This is a genomic window from Haloferax chudinovii, assembly GCF_042663345.1.
Taxonomy (GTDB): Archaea; Halobacteriota; Halobacteria; order Halobacteriales; family Haloferacaceae; genus Haloferax; species Haloferax chudinovii.
Genome location: NZ_JBHTAB010000009.1, coordinates 20,839 through 45,153, shown reverse-complemented (window position 1 = coordinate 45,153; position 24,315 = coordinate 20,839). Strand labels below are relative to the sequence as shown.

Below are 24,315 nucleotides of genomic sequence, written 5' to 3'. Positions count from 1 at the left end.
CGCCGCCGACCGAGCGTTCGGTTACTGCACCGGCGGCGACTGTTCGTCGTCCGCGAGGTTCGACGCGGAAAGCTGTCCGTCGATTCGGATGAGTTGGACCGCGAGGTCGGTCGCCGCGCCGAGGATATCACACTGGAGGCGACGCGGTTCGACGACCGGGTCCGCGTCGAGAACGTCTCGTATCTCGCCCGAGAGCGCGTCGACGCCCATCGAAGAGCGCCCCTCTGCGTGCGCGACGCGCAGGCGGAGCACGCTCGTCCAGCCGTCGAGCCCCGCGCTGGCGGCCAACTGTCGCGGGATTGCCGTGAGCGCACGAGCGAACCCCTCCATCGCGAGCTGTTCGCGGCTCGCGGTCCCTCGTGCGGCCTCCCGAACCGACCGTTCGAGGTCGATTTCCGTCGCCCCGCCCGCGGGGACGACCCGCTCGTCGGCGAGCGCCTGAAACGTCGCGCTGATGGCGCTCGTCGCACTGGCTTCGAACGCCGAAACCGACCGCGGGTCGGGTGCGCGACACAGGAGCGTGTACACTCGTTCGGCGGTCCCGTCGACGGTGACGAACTCTCGCCCAGCGAGTCGTTCGAACCCCACGTCGGCGGTTCCCATCGCCTCGGGCGTCACGTCTTCGAGCGAGGGGACGACCCGCCCACCGGTGTTGCGAACGAGACGCCGCATGACGTCGTCGTCGACGCGCTCGATTGCGGTGATGCCCGCGTCTGCGACCCGCGTCTTCACGCGGTCGTTGATTGCGCCCTCCGTCGCGATGAACCGGCACCCGGCGTCGGCGGCGTCCGACAGCGTCCGACGGAACTGGTCGCGCTCGTACGCACCGACGTCCGCTCGGTCTTCGAACGAATCCACATCGAGGGACACCGACCGTTCGGGCGAGTCGGTCGCCCCGCCCAGTCGGGGGACGTCCACCGTCGACGAGAGGAGCGCGACGCCCGCGTCTCGTTGCCGACGCGGCATCGCATCCGAGACCAGTGGCGTCTCGATGACGACACCGTCGACGAGTTCGGTGTCACCGACGCCGCCGATTCGAGCGACCACGTCGACGTTCGCCCGACCGCCGTCGACGGAATCGTCGGCCGTCGCGTTCGTGACGGCGCTCGCGATGGCTTCGCTCACATGGCGGCGAGTGGCCGGGTTCCGCGTCCCCGTGAGCGCGGTCTCCGCAACCCGCTCGGCACCGACGAGCGACAGCGGCCGGGCACGCGCGTCGAGTCGCTCGCTGGCGACGTCGAACGCATCTCTGAACCCGCGTGCGACGGTCGTGGGGTGAAGCCCCTGTTCGATGAGGTCGTCTGCCTGACTGAGCAGTGCACCCGTCAACAGCACCACCCGGGTCGAGCCGTCTCCCTGCTCATCACGGAAGTCAGTCGCCGCATCTCGGAGAAGGGTCGTCGCGGGGTCGTCGAGTTCGAGTCGTTCGAGGAGTAGGCTACTCGAAGCGGTCGTGGTCACACGCCCGCCCGATTCGACGACGAGTTTGTTCGTCCCGAACGGCCCCAGCGTCGTCCCCACGAGGTCGCACACGCGGTCGACGTCGGCGAGGAGCGCGTGCCGTGCGTCGGAGTCCATAATCGTTCTGTCGACGGTCACTCATGATAAGTGTATGGTGTTGGCACACAATGTCATTCTCGAATTGTGTATGATAATTCGCCATCGATGGGGAAACATTTAAGCCCTTCGTGTATGTTGACCTTATCACAATGTCACGCAGTGGCACGGGCAGTGGTGAACGTAGTGAAGACGCCAGTAACGAGACCGACAAACAGCCATCGAGACGACGATTCATGCAGTCGGCGGCGGCCGCGTCGACCGTCGGGGCACTCGGTGCGCTCGCAGGCTGTAGTGGTGGCGGCGGAGAGAACACGGACTCGGGGTCCGACTCGAACACGGACTCGGGGTCCGACTCGAACACGGATTCGGGGTCTGATTCCAGTGGGTCCGAGAGCATTACCATCGACTACCTGAACGCACAGGCGGCCGAGAACTCTTCGATTAAGTCGCACTTCCAGGAATCGCTAAGCACCTTCGAAGAACAGCAGGGCAACGTGACGGTGAAGTTGCAGACGGCGTCCTACGGGGATATCCGGTCGAAGCTCGCCTCGACGGTGTCGAGCGGGAACCCGCCGACGATGGCCGAGGCCGGCGGTGGTGGGCTCCAGTTCTACCTCGACGGGAAGGTGCCCGACCACTCCCCGTTCATCGAGGGAACGGACCGGCTCCCCGGCGACTACACGGCGGCGAACCTCGACTCCGCGAAATACCGCGGTGAGTACTGGTCTGCGGGCGGCATGCGCCACACGAACAGTAACCTCGGAATCAACCCGAAACTGTTCAGCCAAGTCGGCGTCAGCGACCCGGCCTCGGAGCTCTCGACGTGGAGCGGCTTCCTCGACGCAGTCCGTCAAATCGACGAGCAGACTGACGCCATCGCTTACGAAGAAACCGGCGTCCCCGGCGACCTCGAATCCTACTGGGGGTACGCGCGGACCGCGTACACCGGCGGCACCGACCCGTGGATGCGTCAGAGCGACGACCCGGAGAACCCGACCATCGTCGTCGCCAACGATGAACACGAAGACCAGGGCAAGACCGACGGCATGATAAAGACCTGTGTCAAGATGGCCCACGAGTTCAGCAGTTCGGAGTCCGCCCAGCGCGGTGACGAGGAGATTCCGTCACTCATGCTGACCGGCAAAGTCGCATCGTTCAACTACGCCGTCCCGACGGCGAACCGCTGGCGCGCCATCAAAGACGACGTCCAGTTCGGCTGGAACGACGGCGAGGGCGACTTCATGCTCCTTCCGCATCCGAAGGTCGACGCCGACTTCGGTAGCAACTTCGGCATCAGCGAACTGGAGGGCGTCGAGGGCGAACACGGCGGCCACATGTGGGCGCTCGAACAGCAACAGACGCTGTTCAACGCGAGCGACACGGAACAGAACGCCGCGTGGGACCTCAACATGTTCCTCCTCGGCGACGACGAGTTCGTCCTACCCGCGTGGGGCGAACACTACGAGTCGCTTCCCGGACTCCAGCCCAAGCTCCAGAAGATTCTCGACGAGTACGAACTCGCACAGAGCACCGAACAGGCCTACAAGAACGCCGACACCTACGGCGAACAGTACTCGACGACGGGTGCGGCCTGGGACGTCAGAGACACCGACCCGATTCGGTGGACCGACATCAACGAGACCATAAGCGAAGCCATCGCCGGACAGCACTCCATCGAGGAGACGCCGTCGCTCGTCCGCTCGCGCATCCAGGACCGTCTGGCACAGTAGACCGGAGCGAGACACCTCAGCAGGGCACCCCAAACGATTTTATACAATATTAAAATACAACAATATCATGTCACAAGAAACCGCACAACACATCAGACAGAAGTATGGGCTAGAGGAGACCACGCTCATGGACCGGGTTCGGGAGAACTGGATTGGGTACCTGTTCATCGTCCCGACGTTCGTGATGTTCACGATCCTGTTCTACTACCCCATCGTCAGAGGTATCTTCCTGACGTTCACGAACACCCGGCTCGGCGAGGCCGGCAGTTTCGTCGGCCTCGAAAACTACTCGTGGTTGCTGACGAACGACCTGTTTCACTTCGCCTTCGGCTGGACGTTGGCCTTCGTCTTCGGCACGACGCTCCTGCAACTGGTCATCGGCCTCATCGCGGCCCTGCTCCTGAGCGAACTCCGGAGTCGGTGGCGAGACTGGACGAGTGCGATTATCATGTCCCCGTACTTCTCCGCGCCGCTCGCGGGAGGTGTCATCTGGATGTGGTTCCTGAACAGCGACTTCGGGATGCTCCCCATGATACTCGCGGACTTCCTCGGCGTTCAGGCACCTTCATTCCTCGCCGACGGAGTCTGGCCGTACGTCTCCCTCATCGTCGCCCAGTCGTGGCACGACTACGGGTACGCGGGTATCATCTACGCCGCCGCCATCGTGGGTATCCCCCGGGAGCAGTACGAGGCGGCGGCGCTGGCCGGTGCGGGGCGGCTCCGACGCTTCCGTGACGTGACGCTACCGCACCTCGTCACGCCGACGATTATCATCCTCGCGCTCCGCACCGCGTGGAACGTCGCGGAGTTCGCACAGCCGTTCGAGTTGACCGGCGGTGGGCCGGGGACCCGGACGATGTTGATGAGTATCCTCACGTACGAGACCGCGTACGTCAACCTGCAGTTCTCGCGGGCGTACACGCTCGGGATGGCCATGATTCTCGTCTCCATGACGGCGGCCGTCTTCTACGTGACCGTCATCAAGGACGAAGAGGAGCTGTACGTCTAACCATGATTAACGAGACTCGCCGCAGTCGATTCCTGCTGTACGCCGGCCTCGGTGTCTTCGCGCTCTTCGCGTTGACGCCGTACTTCTGGGTCGTCCGAACGTCGCTTCTGACGAACTTCGCCGCGATTAACCCCGAAACGGGCTACCTTCCGGCACTGGACGCGCTGACGCTCACCGCGTACACGGATATCTGGAACCAGTTCGATTTCGTGACGTTCTTCCGGAACAGCCTCATCGTGTCGATCTCAGCGACGCTCATCTCGTTGGTGTTCTCGATTCCGGGCGCCTACGCGTTCGCACGACTGGACTTCCCCGGGCGGAAGCTCCTGTTCTACACCGCCGTGTTCACGATCATGTTCCCCTGGATCGTCATCACCATCCCGGTGTACGAGGTGTTCTACGTCTTCGGACTGATAAACACCCTCCCGGGCATCATTATCGCGCTGTCTATTTTCGTCCTGCCACAGACTATCTGGCTGTTACAGGGCTTTTTCAGACAGGGCATCCCGGAGAACATCGAAGAGGCGGCCCTCATCGACGGGCACACGGAAATCGGTGCGTTCCTTCGCATCGTCCTTCCGCTTTCGGCACCCGCGGTGGGCGCGGCCGCGCTCTTTTCGTTCCTCACGGCGTGGAACAACTTCCTGTGGGTGTTCGTCCTCACGAGCGACGAAGACGTCCGAACCGCCACGGTGGCGATTCACTTCATCCTCGGGAGCGACGTGCTCCGCGAGTGGAACATCCTCATGGCGGCCGTGGTGCTCCTTGTCGCACCACCGGTCGTCTTCTACGGCCTCTCACAGCGGTACGTCGGAGAAGGCCTCGGAGGTGCCTGAAGTCCCGGGGTCCAGTGGCGGCGAACGTCCGCCACTTCGGGGACACGAATAAATAACAGACCGACAAACCAATCACACAGTACGTTACCATGGCACGCGTTGAATTTGACAACATTACGAAAGTATTCGAAGACACGTCCGGTCCGATCATCGCCGTCGAGGAGCTGTCGCTCGACATCCCCGACGGCGAGTTCGTCGTTTTCGTCGGCCCGTCGGGGTGCGGGAAGTCGACGACGTTGCGAATGCTCGCCGGACTCGAAACGATCACGGACGGAGAGGTTCGCCTCAACGGCGAACCGGTAAACGACATCTCACCCCGCGACCGCGACATCGCGATGGTGTTCCAGTCGTACGCGCTGTACCCTCACAAGACCGTTCGCGGTAACATGGGGTACGGCCTCGACCTGAGCACCGACCTCAACGACGAGGAGGTCGACCGGCGAGTCGTCGAGGCGGCAGAGATGATGGGTATCGAGGATCTGCTGGACAAGAAACCCGGAAGCCTCTCGGGCGGCCAGCAACAGCGCGTTGCGACCGGTCGCGCTATCGTCCGCGAACCGGCGGTGTTCCTGTTCGACGAACCCCTCTCCAACCTGGACGCCCAACTCCGCAAACACATGCGGACGGAGCTCTCGCGCATCCACTCCGAACTCGGCATCACGACGATTTACGTGACCCACGACCAGGAAGAGGCGATGACGATGGCCGACCGAATCGTCATCCTCAACGACGGACAGCTTCAGCAGGTCGGCTCGCCGAAACAGGTGTACTACCGGCCGGCGAACACGTTCGTCGCCGACTTCATCGGGAGTCCGAGCATGAACTTCTTCGACGTCGACCTCGAAGTCGCAAGCGACGGGACCGGAACGCTCGTGGGCAACGGGTTCACCTACAGCGTCTCGGATTCGCTCGTCGACCTCGTCGGCGGCGACGGCGAATACATCCTCAGCATCCGCCCGGAGAACCTCAATGTCGACCCGTCGGCCCCCAGTGAACGGTCCTTCGAGGCGACCGTTGACGTCGTCGAGGTCATCGGCTCTGACAACTTCATCTACCTCGACGTCGCGGGCAAAGAGTGCCGCCTCCGCGCCCCGTCCGAAACCGAACCCGAAGAGGGCGACGTCATCACTGTGAGCTTCGACGAAGCCGACCTCCACCTGTTCGACCGCAACACCGAAGAAGCGCTGGTCCACGGGCACGAACGGGCGGAATCGACGCCGAAGGTGATCGAACAAGAAGCCTAACGAACGGCCACCACTCGAACCACGCGGGAGCGACGACATCGGTATCTTCGCCCACGCGAGGGAACGCTTTTGCTCTCACTCGGCGATGTTCGTGCGCGACATACACTATCTCGATTCTCTCGGGTGACGATATCGGCGTCGAAATTATCGATGCGACAGGGCCGGCCGTCGACGGCCGCGACCCCCGACCGCCCCGTGAAAGGTTTATGGTCGAAGCAACGAGACGAACGAACATGACATACGGACCGGACGCGGTTCACGCTCTCGTCGAGGAGTCGGGCTGGGAGTACCCCGTCTCAGTTCGCCGACTGGAGCGCGAGCACGCGTTGGCGAACGTGCAGGTGGACGCGGACGGGAACTCCATCATGGTCGCAGAGCTACTCGGGAACGCCGAGGTGGACCGATTCGAGAGTTACGAGGACCTCGTCACCAAACTCCGACCGGTGTTCGAAGCCGAGAGTAAGCGGCGGCAGGTCGGGCTCTTCGGTCGCATCAAACAGACGTTCTTCGGGGGGTGACAGCATGAACAAACTCCGCGCGTTCGTCGTCGTCGGCTGTTTGACGCTCTCGCTCGCCCTCGCCTTCGTCGGACTTCACTACGGCTACGGCCCCGCTTCGAGAGGCGGATACGTCACGGCGCTCGTCGCCGTCGTCCTCCTCCCGGTGGTTCCGCTGGTCGCCGCACACGCGAAGTTCGCGATTCGACGACTCGCCGAGTACCGACGAAACGGCTCCGGACTCAGTTTCGAGCGCGACTCCATCTTCGTCTCGGCGGACACCGTGACCGACGCCGAGAAGGCACTCAGCGACATCGAAGCGGCCGTCGAAGCGGCGGACGAGTACGACGAGTGTCGCCGCGACCGATTCGGAGAGGGTCGCGGCCTCAACGTTCGCCACACCGGATTCCACAACTCGTTCGTTCGCGTCGCCGGCGACGGCCGCCTCGTCGTGACGGGTGCGTCGCAGAACACGCACTCGCTGGCGGCGCTCGTCGAGCGCGTCGCATCGCTGACGATGGAACGGAGCCGCACCCACCCCTTCTTCGCCCGCAAGCCAGTCCGAGGCGCACCGAGGGCGTTCCTCGGGCTCGCTCTCGTCGTGGTGTTCGTCTTCGGTGCCGGCGGCGTCGTGGGTGCGGCCTATCCGGCGGACGCCTACAGCCCGCCCGAACGGGTCGTGCTCGTCGGCTACGACACGCGAGCGGTGGCAACGCCCGGATACGACGCGACCGACGCCGCACTCGACAAGGCCGCATTTCTCGTCGACTCGCTCGGCGAGGAGGCGGTCGAAATCGGGTGGGACCGCGACGACGCGGACAAACTCACCACTCACGGCCGACAGGCGGTCTTCCTCTCTGAGACAGTGTCGGCACAGCTCAGTGCGGTCCGCGAAGACGCGTCGGCGACGAGCGAGCGCGAACGCGTCGACACGGTCGAAGCCGACCTACACGCCGCGGAGTGTCGGGTCGCCGCACAGATAACCAGCCGCGTCGAGTCGGGGAACGTCGAGGGGGACGCGAGCGCGTTCGTCAGTGCGGGCGAGTCGCTCCGCGCGAGCGCGGCAGACGCCGGGGACGCGTGTGCGACCGAGGCGTGAGTCAACCGCTCGATAGCGACCTGACTGCGCGTCGCGTTCGTCACCGGCGCGCCGCTGGTCCTCCCGAGTATTGCGAAGCTATACTTACGCGAAACCCGAGAGTGGTCACATGGTCGAACACGATGGGCTGAAACACGCCGGCCAGTCGCCGGACCAGTTGATTGGGACGTGGACCGTGATTCCCCACCCAAGCACCGCGGAGTTGCTCGCCGACGTCGGATACGATTTCGTCGTCTTGGACGCAGAACACACGCCGATGTCGTACGAGACGATAGCGAACATGGTCCGCGCGGTCGACGCGGCACCTGGTGAGACAGAAACGCTCGTCCGGGTGCCAGACGACGACCCCGCGACGCTGAAACGGACGCTCGACCTCGACCCGACCGGGGTGCTCGTTCCGATGGTCGAGACGCCGGAGCAGGCCGCGGCGGTCGTCGACGCCAGCCGCTATCCCCCCGCTGGAACGCGGGGGCTCGGCCTCGGCCGGGCGACGGGGTACGGACGCGCGCTCGGCGAGCACGTGGAGACCGCCGAAGAGACGGTCGTGAGGTACGTTCAACTGGAGTCGGAGCGCGCGGTCACGAACGCCGAAGATATCGCGGCGGTCGAGGGAATCGACGGCGTGTTCATCGGACCGGTCGACCTCTCGATGTCGATGGGTCGCTTCGGTGAGTGGGACGACGACGACTTCCTCGAAGCGGTCGACCACGTTGTCGAGGCCGCGTCCGACGCCGGGGTGGCGGTCGGAACCCTCGCGACCGACGCCGCCCAGCGGGCGACCCGCATCGACTGGGGGGTCGACTATCTGGTCGCCGGCGTCGACGCGCTCCATCTCTCCGACGGTGCCGTCGAGGCCTTAGACCACAGTACCACACTGAGCGACTGACACTGCGACGGCGCACCCGTCGGTCGGTCGCATCGGCACCGCCGCTCCCGTCCGTCTGCGACGCTGTCGCGTGGCTCCTCCGACGGATTTCGTATCGCCTCCGAGTCGGTGTCGAGCCCGCGGCGACCGAAGAATACGAGGATGCGAACGCCGTCAGCGATACGCGGTGACGCTCGTCTCGACGAGCGACGAAATCTCGTCGCGGGCAGTCCCGTCGAGGCCGACGAGCGGGGGTCTGACCTCGTCCGTTTCGAGGACGCCGCGGGCGCGGAGTGCGGCCTTCGTCGCCGGCGCGAAGCCGTGTTCGACGCACTGTTGGAACAGGGGCGCGATGTGTCGCTCGTGGATTCGGCGCGCCTCGGCGACGTCGCCGCGGTCGACCGCGGTCGCGGCGGCAACGAACGGTTCGGGAATGACGTTCGAGAGGGCGTTGACGCCGCCGGTCGCCCCCATCACGAGCCCCGGGACGAGGTGGCTGTCGAACCCCTCGAACAGTTGGAACCCGTCGGGAGTCCGCCGGAGTAGCTCCGAGAAGTAGTTCAAATCCCCGCTCGAATCTTTCACGCCGAGGATAGCGTCGTGCCCGGAGAGTTCGACGACGGCGTCCGCGTCGAGCGACCGACCGACGCAGGCGGGGATGTTGTAGAGGTACAGCGGGAGTGCGGTCTCGTCGGCGACCGCCTCGACGAACGCGACGTCACCGGCCGGGTCGTTCGCCCCGTGGAAATACGGGAGCGTGATGAGAGCGGCGTCTGCACCGACCTCGGCCGCGGCGTCGATTCGGTCGACAGTCGCTTTGACGCTCGTCGCGGCGGTGCCCGCCATCACCGGCGTGCCGTCGGCCCGTTCGACCGTCGTCGCGAGAACCGCGCGGTACTCGGCGTCGTCGAGACTCGCGAACTCACCCGTCGTCCCACACGGGACGAGTCCGTCGACGCCACCATCGACGACGTGGTCGACGAGCGCCTCGAGCGCTTCGTGGTCGACTGCATCACCGTCGAACGGCGTGACGAGCGGGCAGTGTACACCATCGAACCGTCGTGCTACGTCTGTCATCGTCTCGTACTCCCACCGATGGCAGTTATATGTTCTCACGACTCGGCGCGAGGCGTCAACATTTATGTACACATGTGAGAACATGACGCACGATGACGATACTGGCAGCAGTCGATGGAGAGCAGAATCCGGACCGCGTCGTGACCATTGGCGAAGACCTCGCGGACGCGTTCGACGACCAACTCGTCGTCGTCAACGTTCTCAACCAGAACGAGTTCGAGGAGAGAGACGACGTCCACCAAGCGGGGTATACGGTCGAAGACGGCCAGAACGACGCCGAGTCGGTGGCACGGTCCGTCGTCAAAGCGACGACTGACCGACCGGGGCACGTCCAGACCCGCGGCCTCGTCGGCGAAGTTGTCGACGAACTGTTGGACGAGACTGAGCGACTTGACGCGTCGTATCTCGTCATTGGCGGACGAAAGCGTACGGCGGTCGGCAAGGCGCTGTTCGGAAGTACGACGCAGTCGGTCCTCCTGAGCGCGGACGTCCCCGTCGTCGCGGTCATGGACGAGACGTGAACACGGGACTCAGACACAAATGGTGACACTCGATCTCCCGAGTCGAGAGCGGCTCGAAGCGGTAAACGACGCCTCGGTAGACGACCTACCGGCCTTCGCGACCGTCCGCTCGGTTTCGGACCCACCGGAGGTAGACGACGTCCGAGCGAGCGCCGTCGAGGCACTCGACGACATACCGGTGTTCGAGACGCTTCCATCGGGGTCGTCGGTGGCGATTACGGCGGGAAGTCGCGGTATTCACGACATGCCGGCCGTCCTCGCGGCGGTGGTCGAGGAACTCCAAAACCGGGACCTCGACCCGTTTATCATGCCCGCGATGGGGAGTCACGGCGGTGCGACCGCGGACGGTCAGGTGCAGACGTTGGCCTCGCTCGGCGTCACCGAGGCGTCGATGGGCTGTGAAGTCCGCTCGTCGATGGCCGTCGAGCGAGTCGCCGAAGACCCGAACGGCGAGCCGATATACGCGGCGAGAGACGCCCTCGGAGCCGACGCCATCCTCCTCGCGAACCGCGTGAAACTCCACACCGACTACCGCGGTCCGATCGAATCCGGGCTCTGTAAGATGGCCGTCGTCGGCCTCGGGAAGCACCGCGGTGCCGAGAACATGCACAACGCCGCAATCGCTCGCGGATTCGACGAGGTCATCCCCGAGCGCGCGGAGATACTGCTCGCTGAGACTGATATCGTCGGCGGCATCGCCGTCGTCGAGAACGACCACGAGCGTGCCGCCTTCATCGAAGGCGTCCCCGCCGAGGAGCTTCCCGAACGGGAGACGGAACTGCTCGAACGCTCGAAAGAGCTGTTCCCGTCGCTCCCCGTCGACCAGTTGGACTTTCTGCTGGTCGACGAACTGGGGAAGAACATCAGCGGAACGGGTATGGATACGAACGTCGTCGGCCGGGTCCGGTTCCACAACCAGCCCGAAGTGAACTCGCCGGAGATAACGCGAATCTACGTCCGTTCGGTCACGGCGGAGTCACACGGTAACGCAATCGGCATTGGCCTCGCCGACTACGTCAACCGGGACCTCGTCGAAGCCGTCGACTTCGAGGACATGTACGTCAACATCACCACGAGCGGCGAGCCCGAACGCTCGAAGATTCCGTTCGTCGTCCCCTGTGATGCGACAGCGTTCATCCTCGCGGCGTCGATGACCGGTGTCCCCGACCTGAGTGAGATGCGCATCGGCCGCATCACCAACACGCTCGAACCGGGGACGATGCTGGCTTCTGAGCCCGTGCTCGAAGAATTAGCGGGACGCGACGATGTCGAAATCGGCGACCGTCGACGCCTCGAATTCGATGCCGACGGCACACTCGTCTCCGGTATCGAAGAGTAGTCACGGCATGGACCAGACCGAACCGATGCTGGTTGGACCGACGCGACCGCACGACGCTTCGGATCACCCCCCAAGACATAACAGAAAAAGATACAAAATGTCTGTCTGTCACTATCTGAGTATAGAACCCAAAGAGAGTTCAGACACTGCTACGCTTGATTGTTGGCAACGCGAGCGGACAGCAACCCTATCAGGGCGTTGGCTGTTCAACCCTATGCTGTTAGTCTATCACTCTGAGAAACAGAAGTGATTCTTGGTCTACTCGGCGCTGAACACTCGCTTCAAACAATTTCTGGTGAGTATGTATGCTGACTGACAGCGTCACAGACCCGTCCACGGCGACGCCGAGGTGGGTCGCGGTCGACGAGACCGCTGTCAAACTCAACGGCTGACAGTATTGGTTATAAAAAAAAAACAATATCTACCGACACAAAAGTAATATCGCCGCCACGTTGTTCGAGCGTCATGGAACTGCTCCGGCGGCCGCGCTTCTCCATTGGGTCTCCGAGAAACACGATTGTTCGGAGGCCGTGTTTCTCGCCGATGCGTTCGGCTATCTGATACTATTCTCTCGATTAAAGTGAACAGTTGAGTCGACTATACCGACCGAAACCTGATTGAAACGTAGTTTCACACGCTCAAAATGAGGGTCGACCGTTTCCACAACTTGTGGGTGAGCAGTCGGCTGAGCGTCCGCCAATATCTTGTATTATTTGTTCATTACTATCATTCTCAGAGACCACCGCAAGCGCTCGATAGACGAACACCGGGTGAAGAGGTCACTAACTAGATAGTACCCGAAAACTTACTTTTCTATTACTGATACACCGGGCTTCGGGGCGGTTCTCGACTGACACCTCAAACCGCGTAAACCCGAGATACAACCCATCTACGGGCACGGTCGCGCGAGAAGTCGCTTCGGACGTCCTCGCTCGGCCCGACGTTCCGCGCGTCGCCCTGACGTAGTTGCCGGCGTCTGAACCCGTCGTGGCCGTCGTGGTGCGTTAGCCCAACCGTTCCGCCGCGCGGGCGAGCTCTTCGGGGGTGTTGATGTTCTCGAAGGTGTCGAGACTCGCATACTCGCGCACCTCGTCTTCCTCGATGACGACGTAGTCGAGCGCGAACAGCGGGCTGATAATTTTCTGGCTCCCTTCGGCCAGCGCGGCCTCACAAGCGTCGGCCATCGTCGAGGCTCGGTACACCGCGTGAGTCGGTTGGAACCAGCCGTCACCGACCCGCGGCACGGCGGCGTCACGGCCGGTCGCCCGTTCAAACAGTCGGTCGATGAGCGAAGGGTCGAGAAAGGGCATGTCGCAGGCGGCGACGAACGCGTACTCCGTCTCTACGGCCCGCAGGCCCGTCATGATTCCCGCCATCGGCCCCTCGTTGCACTCCGTGTCTTCCGCAATCGTCATCGGGTGGTCGTAGCCATCGAGCGCGGTCCGGAGTGCATCTGTCTGTTCCGGTCGGCAGTTGACGACGAGGGTGTCGATTACGCCGGACATCCGATCGGCGACGCGGTGAATGAGCGGTGCCCCCGCCAGCGAGGCGACCGCCTTGTCCCCCTCGCCGAACCGCGTCGAGTATCCCCCGGCGATGATGACACCAGTTCGCATACTGGGACGTCACGTTCGCCGTGCAAAGCAGTTGTGCTCCGAACCCCCCGTCAGCCGACGGGCGGCTACGCCTCCGGTTTCGAGGTGTTCGCCGGTTTTTGTAGGACGTTTGAACCGTCGAGTTTGGACGTGAGAGCGGTCGAGGACGGGTCACAGTCATGATATGGCTGGCCATGTTATCTCAATTTCACTTCAGTCACGGGTTAACACAGCACTTGGTGACGAACGAGACGTCGTGTTGGCTGGTGATAACGTTCGATAGTTAAATAGTTTGTCATGAGTGCATCTGGATAGTTCAAGTACCGTTTAGGTAACCTCCTGAACTGGCGTTCGTCCATCGAGAGTCTGATGCGGCCTTTAAAATTGTAGTAATGTGTAATATATACAATTTTACACTGTCGCTGAGCAGGTCTGACAGTAGCATGAATCACTCGCCCTTGGACCTGTTTAGGACCTGTTTATCTCTTACTTAGGGTGCCAAGGCATCGATAGTTCAGATGGTGTGAACTGCGATACTCTGACTAACACCGGTTCAAACCGGTTCTACGTCGTCTAGAGAGTACAAATACCGATACCGTCTAATTGGTAGAATTGTACAATAATTACATATCTGTCTGTCGGGCTACTCTCGGTGTACCGGCGTGTGCTCTCGAAGCGCCAGTTCGATTACAGCAGACATTACACTGGTAACGGTGTCACGTATCGGTGCATCTCGTAGTGATCTGTTCGTGACGCCTGCGTGTTGTCGATAGCTCCGGCAACCGGCCGTCAGTCGGCGACTCGGACTCGTCGGTACGACTCGGGAAGAGTCCGTGCGTCCGGGTCGGGAAGAGCGGCGACGAGGTAGTCGGCGGCGGTGCGGGCGTAGTCGATGAGTTTTCGGGCGTAGTCGGCGTCGACGGCTCCCAACGAGTCGAGAACGAGAAACGGGACTTCGTCGTACACTTCGTGAACGGAGTAGCCGGCGAGAGCGAACACGAGTCCGACGAGTTCGCGCTCGGACGCCGAAAGGTGGTCGATGATGTCCTCGTAGGTCTTCCCGTCGTCCGTCCGGCGCTCGATGTGGAGGACGAACCGTCTCGATGGGAGCGCGCTGTCGCGGGCGTCATCATCGCTTTGTCGCTCGATCCAAACGCGAGCGAGCCGGTCGTGTTCGAGGGCGTCGAGAACGTCAGCCATGCGGTCGTTGAACTCCGAGACCGCCGTGCGTTCGAGCTGTTCGATGCGCCCTCGGAGGTCGTCGATTCGGTCGTCGATTTCGTCCTGCCGCATTTCGAGATCCGCCCGCCGGTCGAGTTCGGCTTCGAGGGAGTCGAGGTCGGCGACGACGGTGTCGTGTTCCTCGCGCCGCCGTTCCAACTCGAACTCGACGCGGTTGACCTCCCGGTGGGCGTCGAGGAGCGCGGCGCGGCCGTCCGGCTCCGCGGTCTCGGCATCGCGTCTTAGGTCGGAAATCTCCGATTCGAGGTCGTCGCATCGGGCTTCGAGGTCCTCGACGCGCCCCCGGCGCTCGGCGCGCTCGCGGCGTAACTCCTCGCGTCGGGTTTCGAGGTCGCATCGTCGCTCTCGCAGGGATTCGAGTTCCGACCGGCGTTCTTGGAGCCGCTCGATGCGGTCTTCGATCTCCGCGCGCTCCTCGCGGCGGTCGTCGCGGAGCGTCCGAAGCTGGTCGAGCGTCGATTCGATGCTCGCTTCTGGGACCGACGTTCCGCACGTCCAACAGACGACGCTGTCGCCGTCGTCCGACTCGCCGTCACTTTCGTCATTCTCGCTCTCGGCCTCGCTCACGGCGGCGACGGGCGACGTCTCCGACGTGAGAAACCGCTCGTTGAACCGTAGCGTTCGCTGAACGTCCGTGATGTCGGCGTCTAACCGTCGTTTCCGAGTGCGCGAGTCCGCGAGTTCGTCGGTCAGGGCATCGAGCTCGGCGGCTGGGTCGGCGGGGTGCGAGTCCAGTTCTGACTCGATTTCGTGGATTTCTGCGTCGAGCGCGTCCAGTGACTCACGTTCGGCTTCGAGTTCGACCTCGATGTCATCGAGCGCCGCGTTCAACTCCCGCCGTCGGTCCTGTCGCGCGTCTGCGTCGGACCCATTGGCGTCGGTATCGGGGCCTTCCTCGGCGTCGGCATCGGCTTCGACCGCCGCCGATTCGATTCCGTCGAGGGTCGCTTGCCGGTCCGCTAACTCGGCTTCGAGTCGCTCGATAGTCGCGTCCAGTTCGTCGCGGCGCTCGCGGAGGCTCGGCCGCTCTGATTCGAGCGCCGCTAGCTCCCCGACTCGGTCGTCCAACTCGGCGCGCTCCGCGCGGAGGTCGGCGATTTCCTGGCGGACGGCGTCGGTGTCGACGGTGCACAGTACGTGCTCTCGCAGGTCTCGCTCGTTTGCGACCGCCCGTCTGGCCTCGTTCGAGCCGAGGAGGAAGGCGAATCGGTCGGCGGCCGTCGAATCGTCGAGGTACGGGTCGCCGGACGCGACGACCCGGCCGTGGCTCCGCTCGAACGTCCGCGCGTACCGCTCGCCACCGACGGAGAGTTCAACCCGGCTGTCGTCGGTATCGGCGTCGCGGGCGAGTGAGTGCTCGTCGCTTCCCAGCGCGGTCACGAGACTCCGAAGGAGCGTCGTTCGGTCGGCGGCGTCCCCTGCCGTGAGGACGGTGACGCCGCGTTCGAACTCGACGGTGGTCTCGTCGAGTCCGCCGATTCCGGCGACGGTCAGGCGGGCCGGTCCGTTCGTCGTGGCCATACGGTGACCACACCGGGGTCCGTGAAAACAGTTGGTGATAACTCCAAAACTCGTTCCATGGATAGTAATGGAACGTGTTCTCTGTCCGAGTGAAAAACTGCGTATCGGTGCCTGTAGTCCTTGATTTAACCGTTTCGGGAAGTCAGTCGTCGATTCGTCCCCAACGGCCTCCGTGCCGACCGGTCTTTCTGCCTCGTATCTCCGTCTGACGGCGGTGGCGCGCAACTCGTTCCAAAGATATCTGTGGAATGTGTTTCGAACCGCGGCGAGCTTCGGAACGTCTTAGGAACTCGGAGCCCAGTCGTCTCGGGGTGCTCGATGTCGGGCTGAACGAAGCGCAAAGCGGCGTTATTCGCAGTCGCAACCGCCCCGGCCGATGAGGGATTCGACGGTGTATTGAGCGTTACAGTCCGGGCAGTGGACGCGAACGTCGACGTACAGTTCGGCGGTCTCGAGGTCGACGTCGAGTTCGTCGGCGGCCGCGAGGTCGGACAGCGACTTCTCGGTGACGCGCTCGACGCGACCAAGCAGGCGTCGGATAGTTTCGGCGCGGCGCTCTCGGAGGTCGCCGTCGTCGCGGTCGGTCTCTGAGGGCGGCGTCACGCCGCGGTACGAGGTGAGATAGGTGCGCATCGCGCGGTGCGAGACGAAATTGGCCTCCAGTCGCTCGACATCGACGCCGGCGCGTTCGAGTCGGTGGACCGCTTTCGTCCGCGCCCCGCTCGAAACGTCGTCGTCGGTGAGTACGCGGTACAGGTTCTCAATTTCGCCGTCGAGGGCGTGCTCGTTCCGCTCGGCGAGCGCCGCGCGGAGGAGCCGGCGGTTGAACGCGTCCGCGAGGTCGCGGAGGCTCGACCGCGCGCCCGCCTCGGCGGTCCAGCGTCGTTCGAGCTCCGCGCCGAAACCGTCGAAGCCGCGCTCGCGGAGCAGTCGGCTGACCTTGCTCTCGGGGCCGCGTTTCCCGCCCGGGGAGCCGTGTGAGTCGCTCACTACCGACTGCTATTCGGGGAGGGCACATATGCTTGACGCGGGGGACGTGGTTCCGGGTGAGGGTGCAACGGAGGGGACAGAGAGGCAAAGGAAGGGACAGAAAGGCAGAAGAGGGGACAGAGGGTGCAAACGAGAAGCCGAGAAGGAGCGTCAGTAGTTGGTGGCGTCGCCGCGGCCGGTCGACGGGCCTGGACCGGTCGGCGATTCGCGGTCCGAGTGTACGGCGGCGAAGTCGTCCCGGGCGTCCCCGTCGACGCTCGCCGTCGGCGACTCTGCGGGTGTCGATTCGGCGTCGTCGAAGCCGTCAGCGACCCGGCCGACGGTGGAGGCCGTCGCGTCCTCGGCGGTTCTGAGCGTGACGGCGACGGTCGTGCCGCCGTCGGGGTCGTTCTCGACCGCGATGCTCCCGTCGAACTGCTCGACGAGCGCGGCGACGAGCGAGAGGCCGGTTCGGGACTCGGACGTCTCCGCGACGGTCTCGCCCGCGCCGAGGAGGGCGTCCTCGGGGAACGATGTTCCGTCGTCGGAGATGCGGACGGTCACGGTGCCGTCACCGCGTTCGGCGCGCAGGCGAACCCGCGGGCGCTCGGCGTCCGCCCGCTCGACGGCCGTGACGAGGAGATTTCGAAAGACCGCAGAGAGCATGCTGTGGGCGAGGACGTCCACCGCGGGGAGGTCGCTGGCGACGACCACGTCGGCGTCGTGCCCGGCGCGGACCTTCCGAAGCTCCGTCTCGACGGTCTCGGCCAGGGGCTTCGGTTCGAGGTCGGCGGCTCGGTCCGAGGTGAGCACGTCGGTGAACTGCGCCGTGCTCTCGGTGAGGTCGATGATGCCGTTGCTCGCGGCGACGATGTTCCCCAGTCGGTCGTCGGCCGCCGACCCCGCCTCTTTCCGCATGACCGACGCCCACCCGCGGATGACCAGGGTGTCGTTGCGGATGTCGTGTTCGAGGACGCGGTTGAGGACGGCGAGCTGTTCGCGCTGTTGGCGGAGTTCGGTCTCCCGCCGCTGGCGTGCGACGGTCCACCGATAGATGCCGAACACGAGGAGGACCGCGCCGAGCGCCTGCGCGCCGTCTTCGAACAGATAACTGAACCAGGCGGGCTGTTCGACGAACTCGTCGAGGAAGTCGGTCAGCGCGAACTGGTACGAGGCCGCGACGCCGCCCGCCAGCGGATAGAACACGGACGGGTCGCGGATTCGTTGCACCACGAACAGACACGCGAAGAGCACGGCGACGACGACGCCTTCGCCGACGAGGTCGAGCGCCGTCGTCGTCGGGTCCGGGGGAAGCGTGACGACCTGCGCGACGACCGGGACGGCCGAGCCGGCGGCGACTGCCCACGGGAGGTATCGATGGGATACCCCGGGGGGTTCCTCGCCTGCCCCCGCTGATTCGCCGTCGACCCCTCGCGTCCGAGTTTCGGCTTTCATTTCGATTCACCACGCCCCGTGCGTCTCCCGCGTCCGACCGGCGGCTTCTGTCTCGTTTGCATACTCTCGTTGACGGCGATGACCGATGAAGTGGTTGCTATGTGGACTGTCTGACTCACTTTGTATTCGATAGCGGAACCCCGTGTTCGGTAGTCGTACGGAGTCGAAAATAGCCCGGCGGTCGGCGAGCGCCGGTCAGGTGAACACCCAGACCGCGGCGACGAACAGCAACGACCCGAAGACGAACGTGACGTCTCTGGTCCGAATCATCATGCCTTCGGTCCGGAGGGCTTGGCTCTGTTCGTCGCCCAGCGAGCGCGAGAAGCCCTTCGTCTCCATCGCCTCGACGGTGACCCGCGAGCGCTTCGCCACGTTGAAAATCAGCGGGTAAAACGCCTTGACCGAGAGCCTCAGCAGGTAGTAGAAGTACCGCCACCTGAACAGCCCCTGTTTTTCGGGAACCTTGCTCCGGAGGCGGAAGGAGTTGATGAGCGCGTGGTACTCTTCGACGAGCAACGGCATCATCCGGTAACCGTACGCGATGGCGAACGTGAGCTGTCGGGGGACGCCCAGACGCAACATCCCCTTGCTGAGTTTCTGCGGGCTCATCGCCGAGAAGACGGCGAGGCTGATGACCGAGATAATCGTGAGCTTGAGGAAGAACGGGACGAGCGCCCCGACGGCGTCGATTCCGACTTCCTGGCTGGTCGTGGCGGTGTGAATACCCTGACCGACCGCGGCCGCGACGATAGTTCCGGTTTCGGCGAACACGCTCACGTCGCCCGTCATGACGCCTTCGACGACCCGAGCGGCGTTGTCTCCCAAGTGGCCCACCGCTCGAATCGCCCCGCCGATGAGCGGGACCAACACCACGAAGAAGCCGACGTTGGTGACTTGGCCGAACAGGAGCAACGCGAGCAGGTACTTGCTGACCTGCGAGAGCGCGGCGAGCACGAAGGCCGCCGCGAGCAGGATGGCCAGCGGAAGCGTGTCGTAGAACAGCCACGGGATAATCATGAACAGCACGGTCCACAGCAGGACGACTCGCGGGTCGAAGCTGTTCAACAGCGCGTCCTCGTTGTCGTAGGCCGTCCGCATCAAGTCGACCTTGATGTCGGTGACCGAGATGTCGGTGAACGCGTCGACGTACTTCATCGCGTCCCTCCGTCCGACTCGGCGTCGCCGCCCACGTCGCCGACACCGCCGTCTGCGACCCCGTCGCCGTCGAGCGAACGAGCCAGCGTCTCACACATCGAATCGGTGCTGAGGGCGGGCGATTCCAGCCCGAGTCGCTGGCTCAGTTCGACTACCTGCGGCTGTCGCAGGTCGGTCTCGGCGAGGAGGTCAGGGTCGGAGAACACCGCCGCCGGCGGCGCGTCCGCGAGCACCTCGCCGTCGCCCATGACGAGGACGCGGTTGGCCCACGCCGCGACCAGTTGCAGGTCGTGCGAGGCGACGACGACGGTCTCGACGCGGCTCTCGGCCTTCCGGAGCATTCCGGTCACCTCGCGGCGGCTCTGGAGGTCGAGACTGCCCGTGGGTTCGTCCAAGAGGACGACCGTCGGGTCGGTCGCGAGCCCGATGCCCAGCGACGCGCGGCGCTGTTGGCCGAGGCTCATCAGGCGACCGTCGCGGTCGGCGAGGTGTTCGAGGTCCAGATACGCGAGAATCTCGTCGACGCGTTCGTTTACGTTCGGGGCGTCGCGGTTTTCGAGGTAGTAGGCGACGTCCTTGCGGACGGTGTCCTCGACGAACATCTCCTCGGGGTTCTGGTGGATGTAGACGGTGTCGTCGGCCAGTTGCTCGGGGAGCGTCTCGCTCGTGTCGCGGCCGAGAACCGTCACGCTCCCTTGATCCGGGGACTCTAACCCCGTCAGCAACCGCAACAGCGTCGACTTCCCGGAGCCGTTGGCACCGACGAGCGCGACCCGGTCGCCCGCGTGCAGTTCGAGGTCCAGTCCGTCGAGCACGCGATTGTAGCCTTCGCGAAGCGTGGGGTAGCCGTGGCCGACACCGCGCATCGTCACCAGCGCGTCCCCGTCCTGCCCGCGGTCGGTCGGCGCGTCGTCGGTGTCCGCGCCGAGTGTCGCTACCGCGCCGCCGTCGACCGCGGCCCGCGACTCGCACGTCGTGGCGGGCTGAAACGCCGTCGCCGCCTCGTCGACGGTCACGGGATACCGGCCGTCAGGCAGGGTGCCCGCCTCTGACGGCAGGCCGTCGGCGATTTTCGTGACCTGCGGCGGATGGATGTCGTGTGCGAGCAAGTCGTCGAGCCGGTTGAGCCCGACCTCGACCGGTTCCTTCCAGGCGACCCCGCCGTCGGAGACGAGCACCATCTCGTCGCAGTAGTCGGCGATGAACTCGGAGTGGTGTTCGATGACGATTATCGTCTTGTCCCGCTCTTCGTTGAGTCGTCGGAGCTGTTCGTACGTCTCGCGGGCGTTTCGGGGGTCGAGCTGTGCGGCCGGCTCGTCGACGAAGATGAACTCGGGGTCCATCGCGAGCACCCCCGCGAGGGCGACGAGGTGTTGCTGGCCGCCGCTCAGCTCCCAGATGAACCGGTCTTCGAGATGGTCGAGACCGAGCGTTTCGAGCGCGCGGGTCGCTCGCTCGGCGTAGTCGTCGAGCCCGTGGTTGAGGGGTGCGAACTCCACGTCGTCGCGGACCGTCTCCTGAACGAGTTGGTTCTCGAAGTCCTGGAAGACGTAGCCGACCGTCTTCGAGAGTTCGGCGACGTCCGACTCGCGGGTGTCGGTGCCGGCGACGGTGACGCGTCCGTCGAACGTCCCCTCGAAGAAGTGCGGGATGAGGCCGTTGAACGTCTTACACAGGGTCGTCTTTCCGCTTCCGTTGCCACCGACGACGGCCGTGAACTCGCCCGGCTCTATCGTCACGCTCGCGTCGCGCAATACCGCCTCGTCGCCGCCGGGGTACTGAAACGTCAGGTTCTCGACGACGATGTTGTTGCTACTCATAAAAACAAGGAGACGAGGGTCAGTCCTGCAGGCCGTCGACCTTGCGCTGGCGGTAGGCGACGAGCCCGAACGAGACGACCGCCGCGATGGCAATCGGCACGAACAGGAACGCTTGGCCGTACGTTTCGACGAACTCCGGCGTGAACGTGATGAGCCCGCCGCTGGTCTCGCTCAGCGTCTCGAACGCGAACGCGACGGGTATCAGCGCCACCCACGCGATCAGTCGTTTCAGAGACGTGCGCGTGAACATCGGGCCGTCGCGGCCCTCGACGGGACTCATGCCGAGTAGCGGTTCGATTTTCCCGCGGAGCCGCGGGTAGAGGAACAGCGTCGGAATCGCCCCGAAGATGACACCCGCGATGATAATCTGAAGCAGGGCACCGATTCCCTCGGTGGCCCACACGGTCTCGGGGAGCCACGAAATCGCTTCGAGTTCTTCCACGCCGACGTAGAACTTCCCGACGTCGATGAACCACGCCGCGGTCTCTTCCATCGCCTTCGCGAGGAAGCCCAGCGCCGCGATTTGCTTGACGTCTTTCGGGTCCGTGATGAGCGACATCACGAAGAACCACGACAGCGTGATGACGATTAGCCCTTCGACCGCTCCGAGCGCGCTGAAGTCACCGATGAGAATCTCTCCGAAGACGATGCCGCCGACCGGAATCGCGAGACAGGCCCAGAACGACCGGAAGAGGAGAACGACCGACATCGCAACGAACCAGAACGGTCCGATAGAGAGACCTAACCCACCCACCGAGAACTCCGGCAGGAGTTCCGTAATCATGCTTTGCAGACCGTGTAGCGACATGACGAGGATGAACGCCATCATGTCCCTATGGTCGAAACTGAACGCACTACTCGAGTTGCTGGACGTTGTCACCATCCGGGTGGTGGTGGTTAAGCAACCTGTTTAACCGTTGGTATGAACATAGCGTACGACTGTATATTGGACTGTACTCTGTGGAGCAATCGGTGGACGTACATAGCAATCGCGTCGGTATATTGTGCTCCGGATGCCGCCCGGTCGCGGCGCTCGCGGACCGATTCGGACGCGACTGAACGCGACTGCTCGTGTCGAAAAAAGAACTGCTCGGCGGCGACGCCGACGCCGACTATCAGGCGTCGGTCGCGCTCACACAGCGCTCGACGTCAGTGCGGGACTTCATCTCCAAGACGTTGTACGGGGCGTCGATGTCCGCGGCGACCGACCTGAACGACGGAAGTGGTTCGTGTGCGTCTTCGGTGCCGTCGTTGTCGTGGAGGTGCGCAACCTGAATGCGGTCGCCGAACCGTTCGACGAACTGCCGGTAGTCGACGCCCGTCGCCTTCGCGTGGCCCACGTCGAGCGTCAGCTTCAGGTACTCGTCGCCGACGCCGACGTCGTCGAGGAACGCCGCGAGTCGGTCCGGAGTCGCCGTGTGTCGGCGCGTTCCCGGTTTGTCACGCTGGTTTTCGAGGCAGACCGGCACGCCCGCGTCGGCGGCGAACTCGGCGCACTCGCGGAGCGTCTGGACCGCCTGCTCGCGGGTGTGCTCGCGGACGTGTTCGGGATAGCGGGTCCGAACCGACCCGCCGTGGACGATGACGCCGCCGGCATCGATTGCCGCGGCGAGTTCGATGGCGTCTCTCGTCGCCGCGACCGAGGCCTCCCGAAGGCGCTCGTTGACGTTTCCGGGCGCGACGTCGAGATGCGGGCCGTGGACCGTGTAGCTCACGTCGAACTCCTCGGCGACCGCCCGCAGGCGCTCGACGTCTCGCTCGTCAGCCCGGACGTCCAGATAGCCCGCGCGGAGTTCGACGTGGTTCAGGTCGAATCGCCGGAGGAACTCGGCGAACGACGCGACTTCGTCGGCGTAGCGGATGTCCATCGACGCGCCGAACCGCGGTCGCTGGACGGGCGTCGCCTCAGACATCGACCCGGCTCGCGGGGACGAGGCGGTCGTCGCGGAGGACGGGCACGACCGACCGGGAGTCGATGGCCGTCTCGAACTCCTGGAGGTCGCGCCGCCGAATCTCGTGTTTCTGTTCGTATCGCGGTCCCTTCGCAGTTACGAGGAGGCGCGCGTACCGCTCGCGGTCGCGGTCGGTGAGGCCGTCGCCGTGGAGATACTCGTCGATGAGCGCCGCGCCGAGGGTGTCGTCGGGCGTCGGCTGGCCGCTCGACCCGCTGGCGACGATAGTTATCGGTCGCCCGCGGTCGCCGAGTAAGTCAGCGACCGCCGCGGCGTTCGTGTAACCGCCGACGAACACCTCGATGTCGGACCCGCCGCGCTCGCGGAGCGTCGAGACGGCGCGCCCGCCGTTCGTGGAGGTCATCGCGGTCGGCCGCCCGTCGAGGTCCAGTCGCTGGACGTAGCTCGGCGAGTTGAAGAAGTCGTAGCCGGGGTTCGGCTCGTAATCGTCGGTCTTGCCGCCGCCGATGAGACACTCGGGGTGGTCCTCCCGATACGCCGGTTCGTCGCCGCGCTCGTCGGTCACGTGGACGTACTCCGCGCCGAGCGCGAGCAGTTCCGCCACGGTCGCCGAGAAGTGGGTCACGTCCACCACCACGTAGTCACCCGGAGTCGGCTCCGCCGGGATGTTCTCACAGCCCTCTATCAACGTCTCTACAAACGGCTCTGTCTGTCGTCCATCTACGGACATAGCCCAGGTTCTCGACAACACCTACAAGTCAGTTGCTAGTAGCGATATATACCGAACCGTACTATCGGTAGCTCGAACAACACGTTTCCCCGCGGCGGCGACGCGCCTCGCTCACTCCGGCCGGCCGCACGAGCGACC

At 64.2% G+C, this 24,315-nt stretch carries 20 protein-coding genes and 1 pseudogene; 10 read left to right on the top strand and 11 right to left on the bottom strand.

What is annotated here, in order from left to right:
• Positions 1–21: 21 nt before the first annotated feature.
• Positions 22–1,578 (bottom strand): TCP-1/cpn60 chaperonin family protein, encoded by a 1,557-nt coding sequence (locus tag ACFQI8_RS14930; RefSeq protein ID WP_390246135.1) that lies wholly within the window; start codon positions 1,576–1,578, stop codon positions 22–24.
• Positions 1,579–1,709: 131 nt separating this feature from the next.
• On the opposite strand from ACFQI8_RS14930, the gene ACFQI8_RS14925 reads away from it, so the two are divergent.
• The 7 genes from ACFQI8_RS14925 to ACFQI8_RS14895 all read left to right on the top strand — a co-directional run bounded on the left by ACFQI8_RS14925 (position 1,710) and on the right by ACFQI8_RS14895 (position 8,861).
• Positions 1,710–3,290: an ABC transporter substrate-binding protein gene (locus ACFQI8_RS14925; protein WP_390246133.1), complete on the top strand. Its 1,581-nt coding sequence runs from the start codon at positions 1,710–1,712 to the stop codon at positions 3,288–3,290.
• A gap of 67 nt (positions 3,291–3,357) precedes the next feature.
• A complete protein-coding gene (locus ACFQI8_RS14920; RefSeq protein WP_390246131.1) occupies positions 3,358–4,299 on the top strand; it encodes a carbohydrate ABC transporter permease in 942 nt (313 codons plus the stop codon).
• 2 nt (positions 4,300–4,301) lie between these two features.
• The gene (locus ACFQI8_RS14915) at positions 4,302–5,135 is read left to right on the top strand and encodes a carbohydrate ABC transporter permease (RefSeq protein ID WP_390246129.1); all 834 of its coding nucleotides are present in this window, start codon (positions 4,302–4,304) and stop codon (positions 5,133–5,135) included.
• A gap of 89 nt (positions 5,136–5,224) precedes the next feature.
• On the top strand, positions 5,225–6,379 hold the full coding sequence (locus ACFQI8_RS14910) for an ABC transporter ATP-binding protein (protein WP_390246127.1): 1,155 nt from the start codon (positions 5,225–5,227) through the stop codon (positions 6,377–6,379).
• A gap of 233 nt (positions 6,380–6,612) precedes the next feature.
• A complete protein-coding gene (locus ACFQI8_RS14905; RefSeq protein WP_390246125.1) occupies positions 6,613–6,897 on the top strand; it encodes a hypothetical protein in 285 nt (94 codons plus the stop codon).
• 4 nt (positions 6,898–6,901) lie between these two features.
• Positions 6,902–7,975: a hypothetical protein gene (locus ACFQI8_RS14900; RefSeq protein ID WP_390246123.1), complete on the top strand. Its 1,074-nt coding sequence runs from the start codon at positions 6,902–6,904 to the stop codon at positions 7,973–7,975.
• 109 nt (positions 7,976–8,084) lie between these two features.
• On the top strand, positions 8,085–8,861 hold the full coding sequence (locus ACFQI8_RS14895; RefSeq protein ID WP_390246121.1) for an HpcH/HpaI aldolase family protein: 777 nt from the start codon (positions 8,085–8,087) through the stop codon (positions 8,859–8,861).
• Positions 8,862–9,014: 153 nt separating this feature from the next.
• Here ACFQI8_RS14895 and ACFQI8_RS14890 read toward each other — a convergent pair whose 3' ends face one another.
• Complete coding sequence (locus ACFQI8_RS14890) at positions 9,015–9,917, bottom strand: dihydrodipicolinate synthase family protein (RefSeq protein WP_390246119.1); 903 nt, start codon at positions 9,915–9,917, stop codon at positions 9,015–9,017.
• 92 nt (positions 9,918–10,009) lie between these two features.
• On the opposite strand from ACFQI8_RS14890, the gene ACFQI8_RS14885 reads away from it, so the two are divergent.
• From ACFQI8_RS14885 to ACFQI8_RS14875, 3 genes and pseudogenes are all read left to right on the top strand, one after another.
• Positions 10,010–10,438: a universal stress protein gene (locus tag ACFQI8_RS14885; protein WP_390246117.1), complete on the top strand. Its 429-nt coding sequence runs from the start codon at positions 10,010–10,012 to the stop codon at positions 10,436–10,438.
• Between the two features lie 19 nt (positions 10,439–10,457).
• On the top strand, positions 10,458–11,777 hold the full coding sequence (locus ACFQI8_RS14880; protein WP_390246115.1) for a nickel pincer cofactor-dependent isomerase, group 22: 1,320 nt from the start codon (positions 10,458–10,460) through the stop codon (positions 11,775–11,777).
• 97 nt (positions 11,778–11,874) lie between these two features.
• Positions 11,875–12,567: pseudogene (locus ACFQI8_RS14875) on the top strand (IS6 family transposase).
• A gap of 214 nt (positions 12,568–12,781) precedes the next feature.
• Here the strand turns inward: ACFQI8_RS14875 and ACFQI8_RS14870 are convergent.
• From ACFQI8_RS14870 to ACFQI8_RS14830, 9 genes are all read right to left on the bottom strand, one after another.
• The gene (locus ACFQI8_RS14870) at positions 12,782–13,393 is read right to left on the bottom strand and encodes a molybdenum cofactor guanylyltransferase (RefSeq protein ID WP_390246113.1); all 612 of its coding nucleotides are present in this window, start codon (positions 13,391–13,393) and stop codon (positions 12,782–12,784) included.
• A 768-nt stretch (positions 13,394–14,161) separates the two neighbouring features.
• Entirely contained in the window at positions 14,162–16,135 is a 1,974-nt protein-coding gene (locus ACFQI8_RS14865) for an archaea-specific SMC-related protein (protein WP_390246111.1), read from the bottom strand.
• 348 nt (positions 16,136–16,483) lie between these two features.
• On the bottom strand, positions 16,484–17,125 hold the full coding sequence (gene rdfA / locus ACFQI8_RS14860) for a rod-determining factor RdfA (protein WP_390246109.1): 642 nt from the start codon (positions 17,123–17,125) through the stop codon (positions 16,484–16,486).
• A 150-nt stretch (positions 17,126–17,275) separates the two neighbouring features.
• A complete protein-coding gene (locus tag ACFQI8_RS14855) occupies positions 17,276–18,559 on the bottom strand; it encodes a sensor histidine kinase (RefSeq protein ID WP_390246107.1) in 1,284 nt (427 codons plus the stop codon).
• Between the two features lie 195 nt (positions 18,560–18,754).
• Entirely contained in the window at positions 18,755–19,714 is a 960-nt protein-coding gene (locus ACFQI8_RS14850) for an energy-coupling factor transporter transmembrane component T family protein (RefSeq protein WP_390246105.1), read from the bottom strand.
• Positions 19,711–21,534, bottom strand: a complete 1,824-nt coding sequence (locus tag ACFQI8_RS14845; protein WP_390246103.1) for an ABC transporter ATP-binding protein — start codon at positions 21,532–21,534, stop codon at positions 19,711–19,713. Before ACFQI8_RS14845 ends, ACFQI8_RS14850 begins: the two co-directional genes overlap by 4 nt.
• 19 nt (positions 21,535–21,553) lie before the next feature.
• Positions 21,554–22,417, bottom strand: a complete 864-nt coding sequence (locus ACFQI8_RS14840; RefSeq protein ID WP_390246101.1) for a DUF8171 family membrane protein — start codon at positions 22,415–22,417, stop codon at positions 21,554–21,556.
• Positions 22,418–22,649: 232 nt separating this feature from the next.
• On the bottom strand, positions 22,650–23,447 hold the full coding sequence (locus tag ACFQI8_RS14835) for a sugar phosphate isomerase/epimerase family protein (RefSeq protein WP_390246099.1): 798 nt from the start codon (positions 23,445–23,447) through the stop codon (positions 22,650–22,652).
• Positions 23,440–24,177 carry a 2-phosphosulfolactate phosphatase gene (locus ACFQI8_RS14830; RefSeq protein ID WP_390246097.1) on the bottom strand — a complete coding sequence of 246 codons (738 nt, stop codon included), beginning with the start codon at positions 24,175–24,177 and terminating at the stop codon, positions 23,440–23,442. Before ACFQI8_RS14830 ends, ACFQI8_RS14835 begins: the two co-directional genes overlap by 8 nt.
• Between the last annotated feature and the right edge of the window lie 138 nt (positions 24,178–24,315).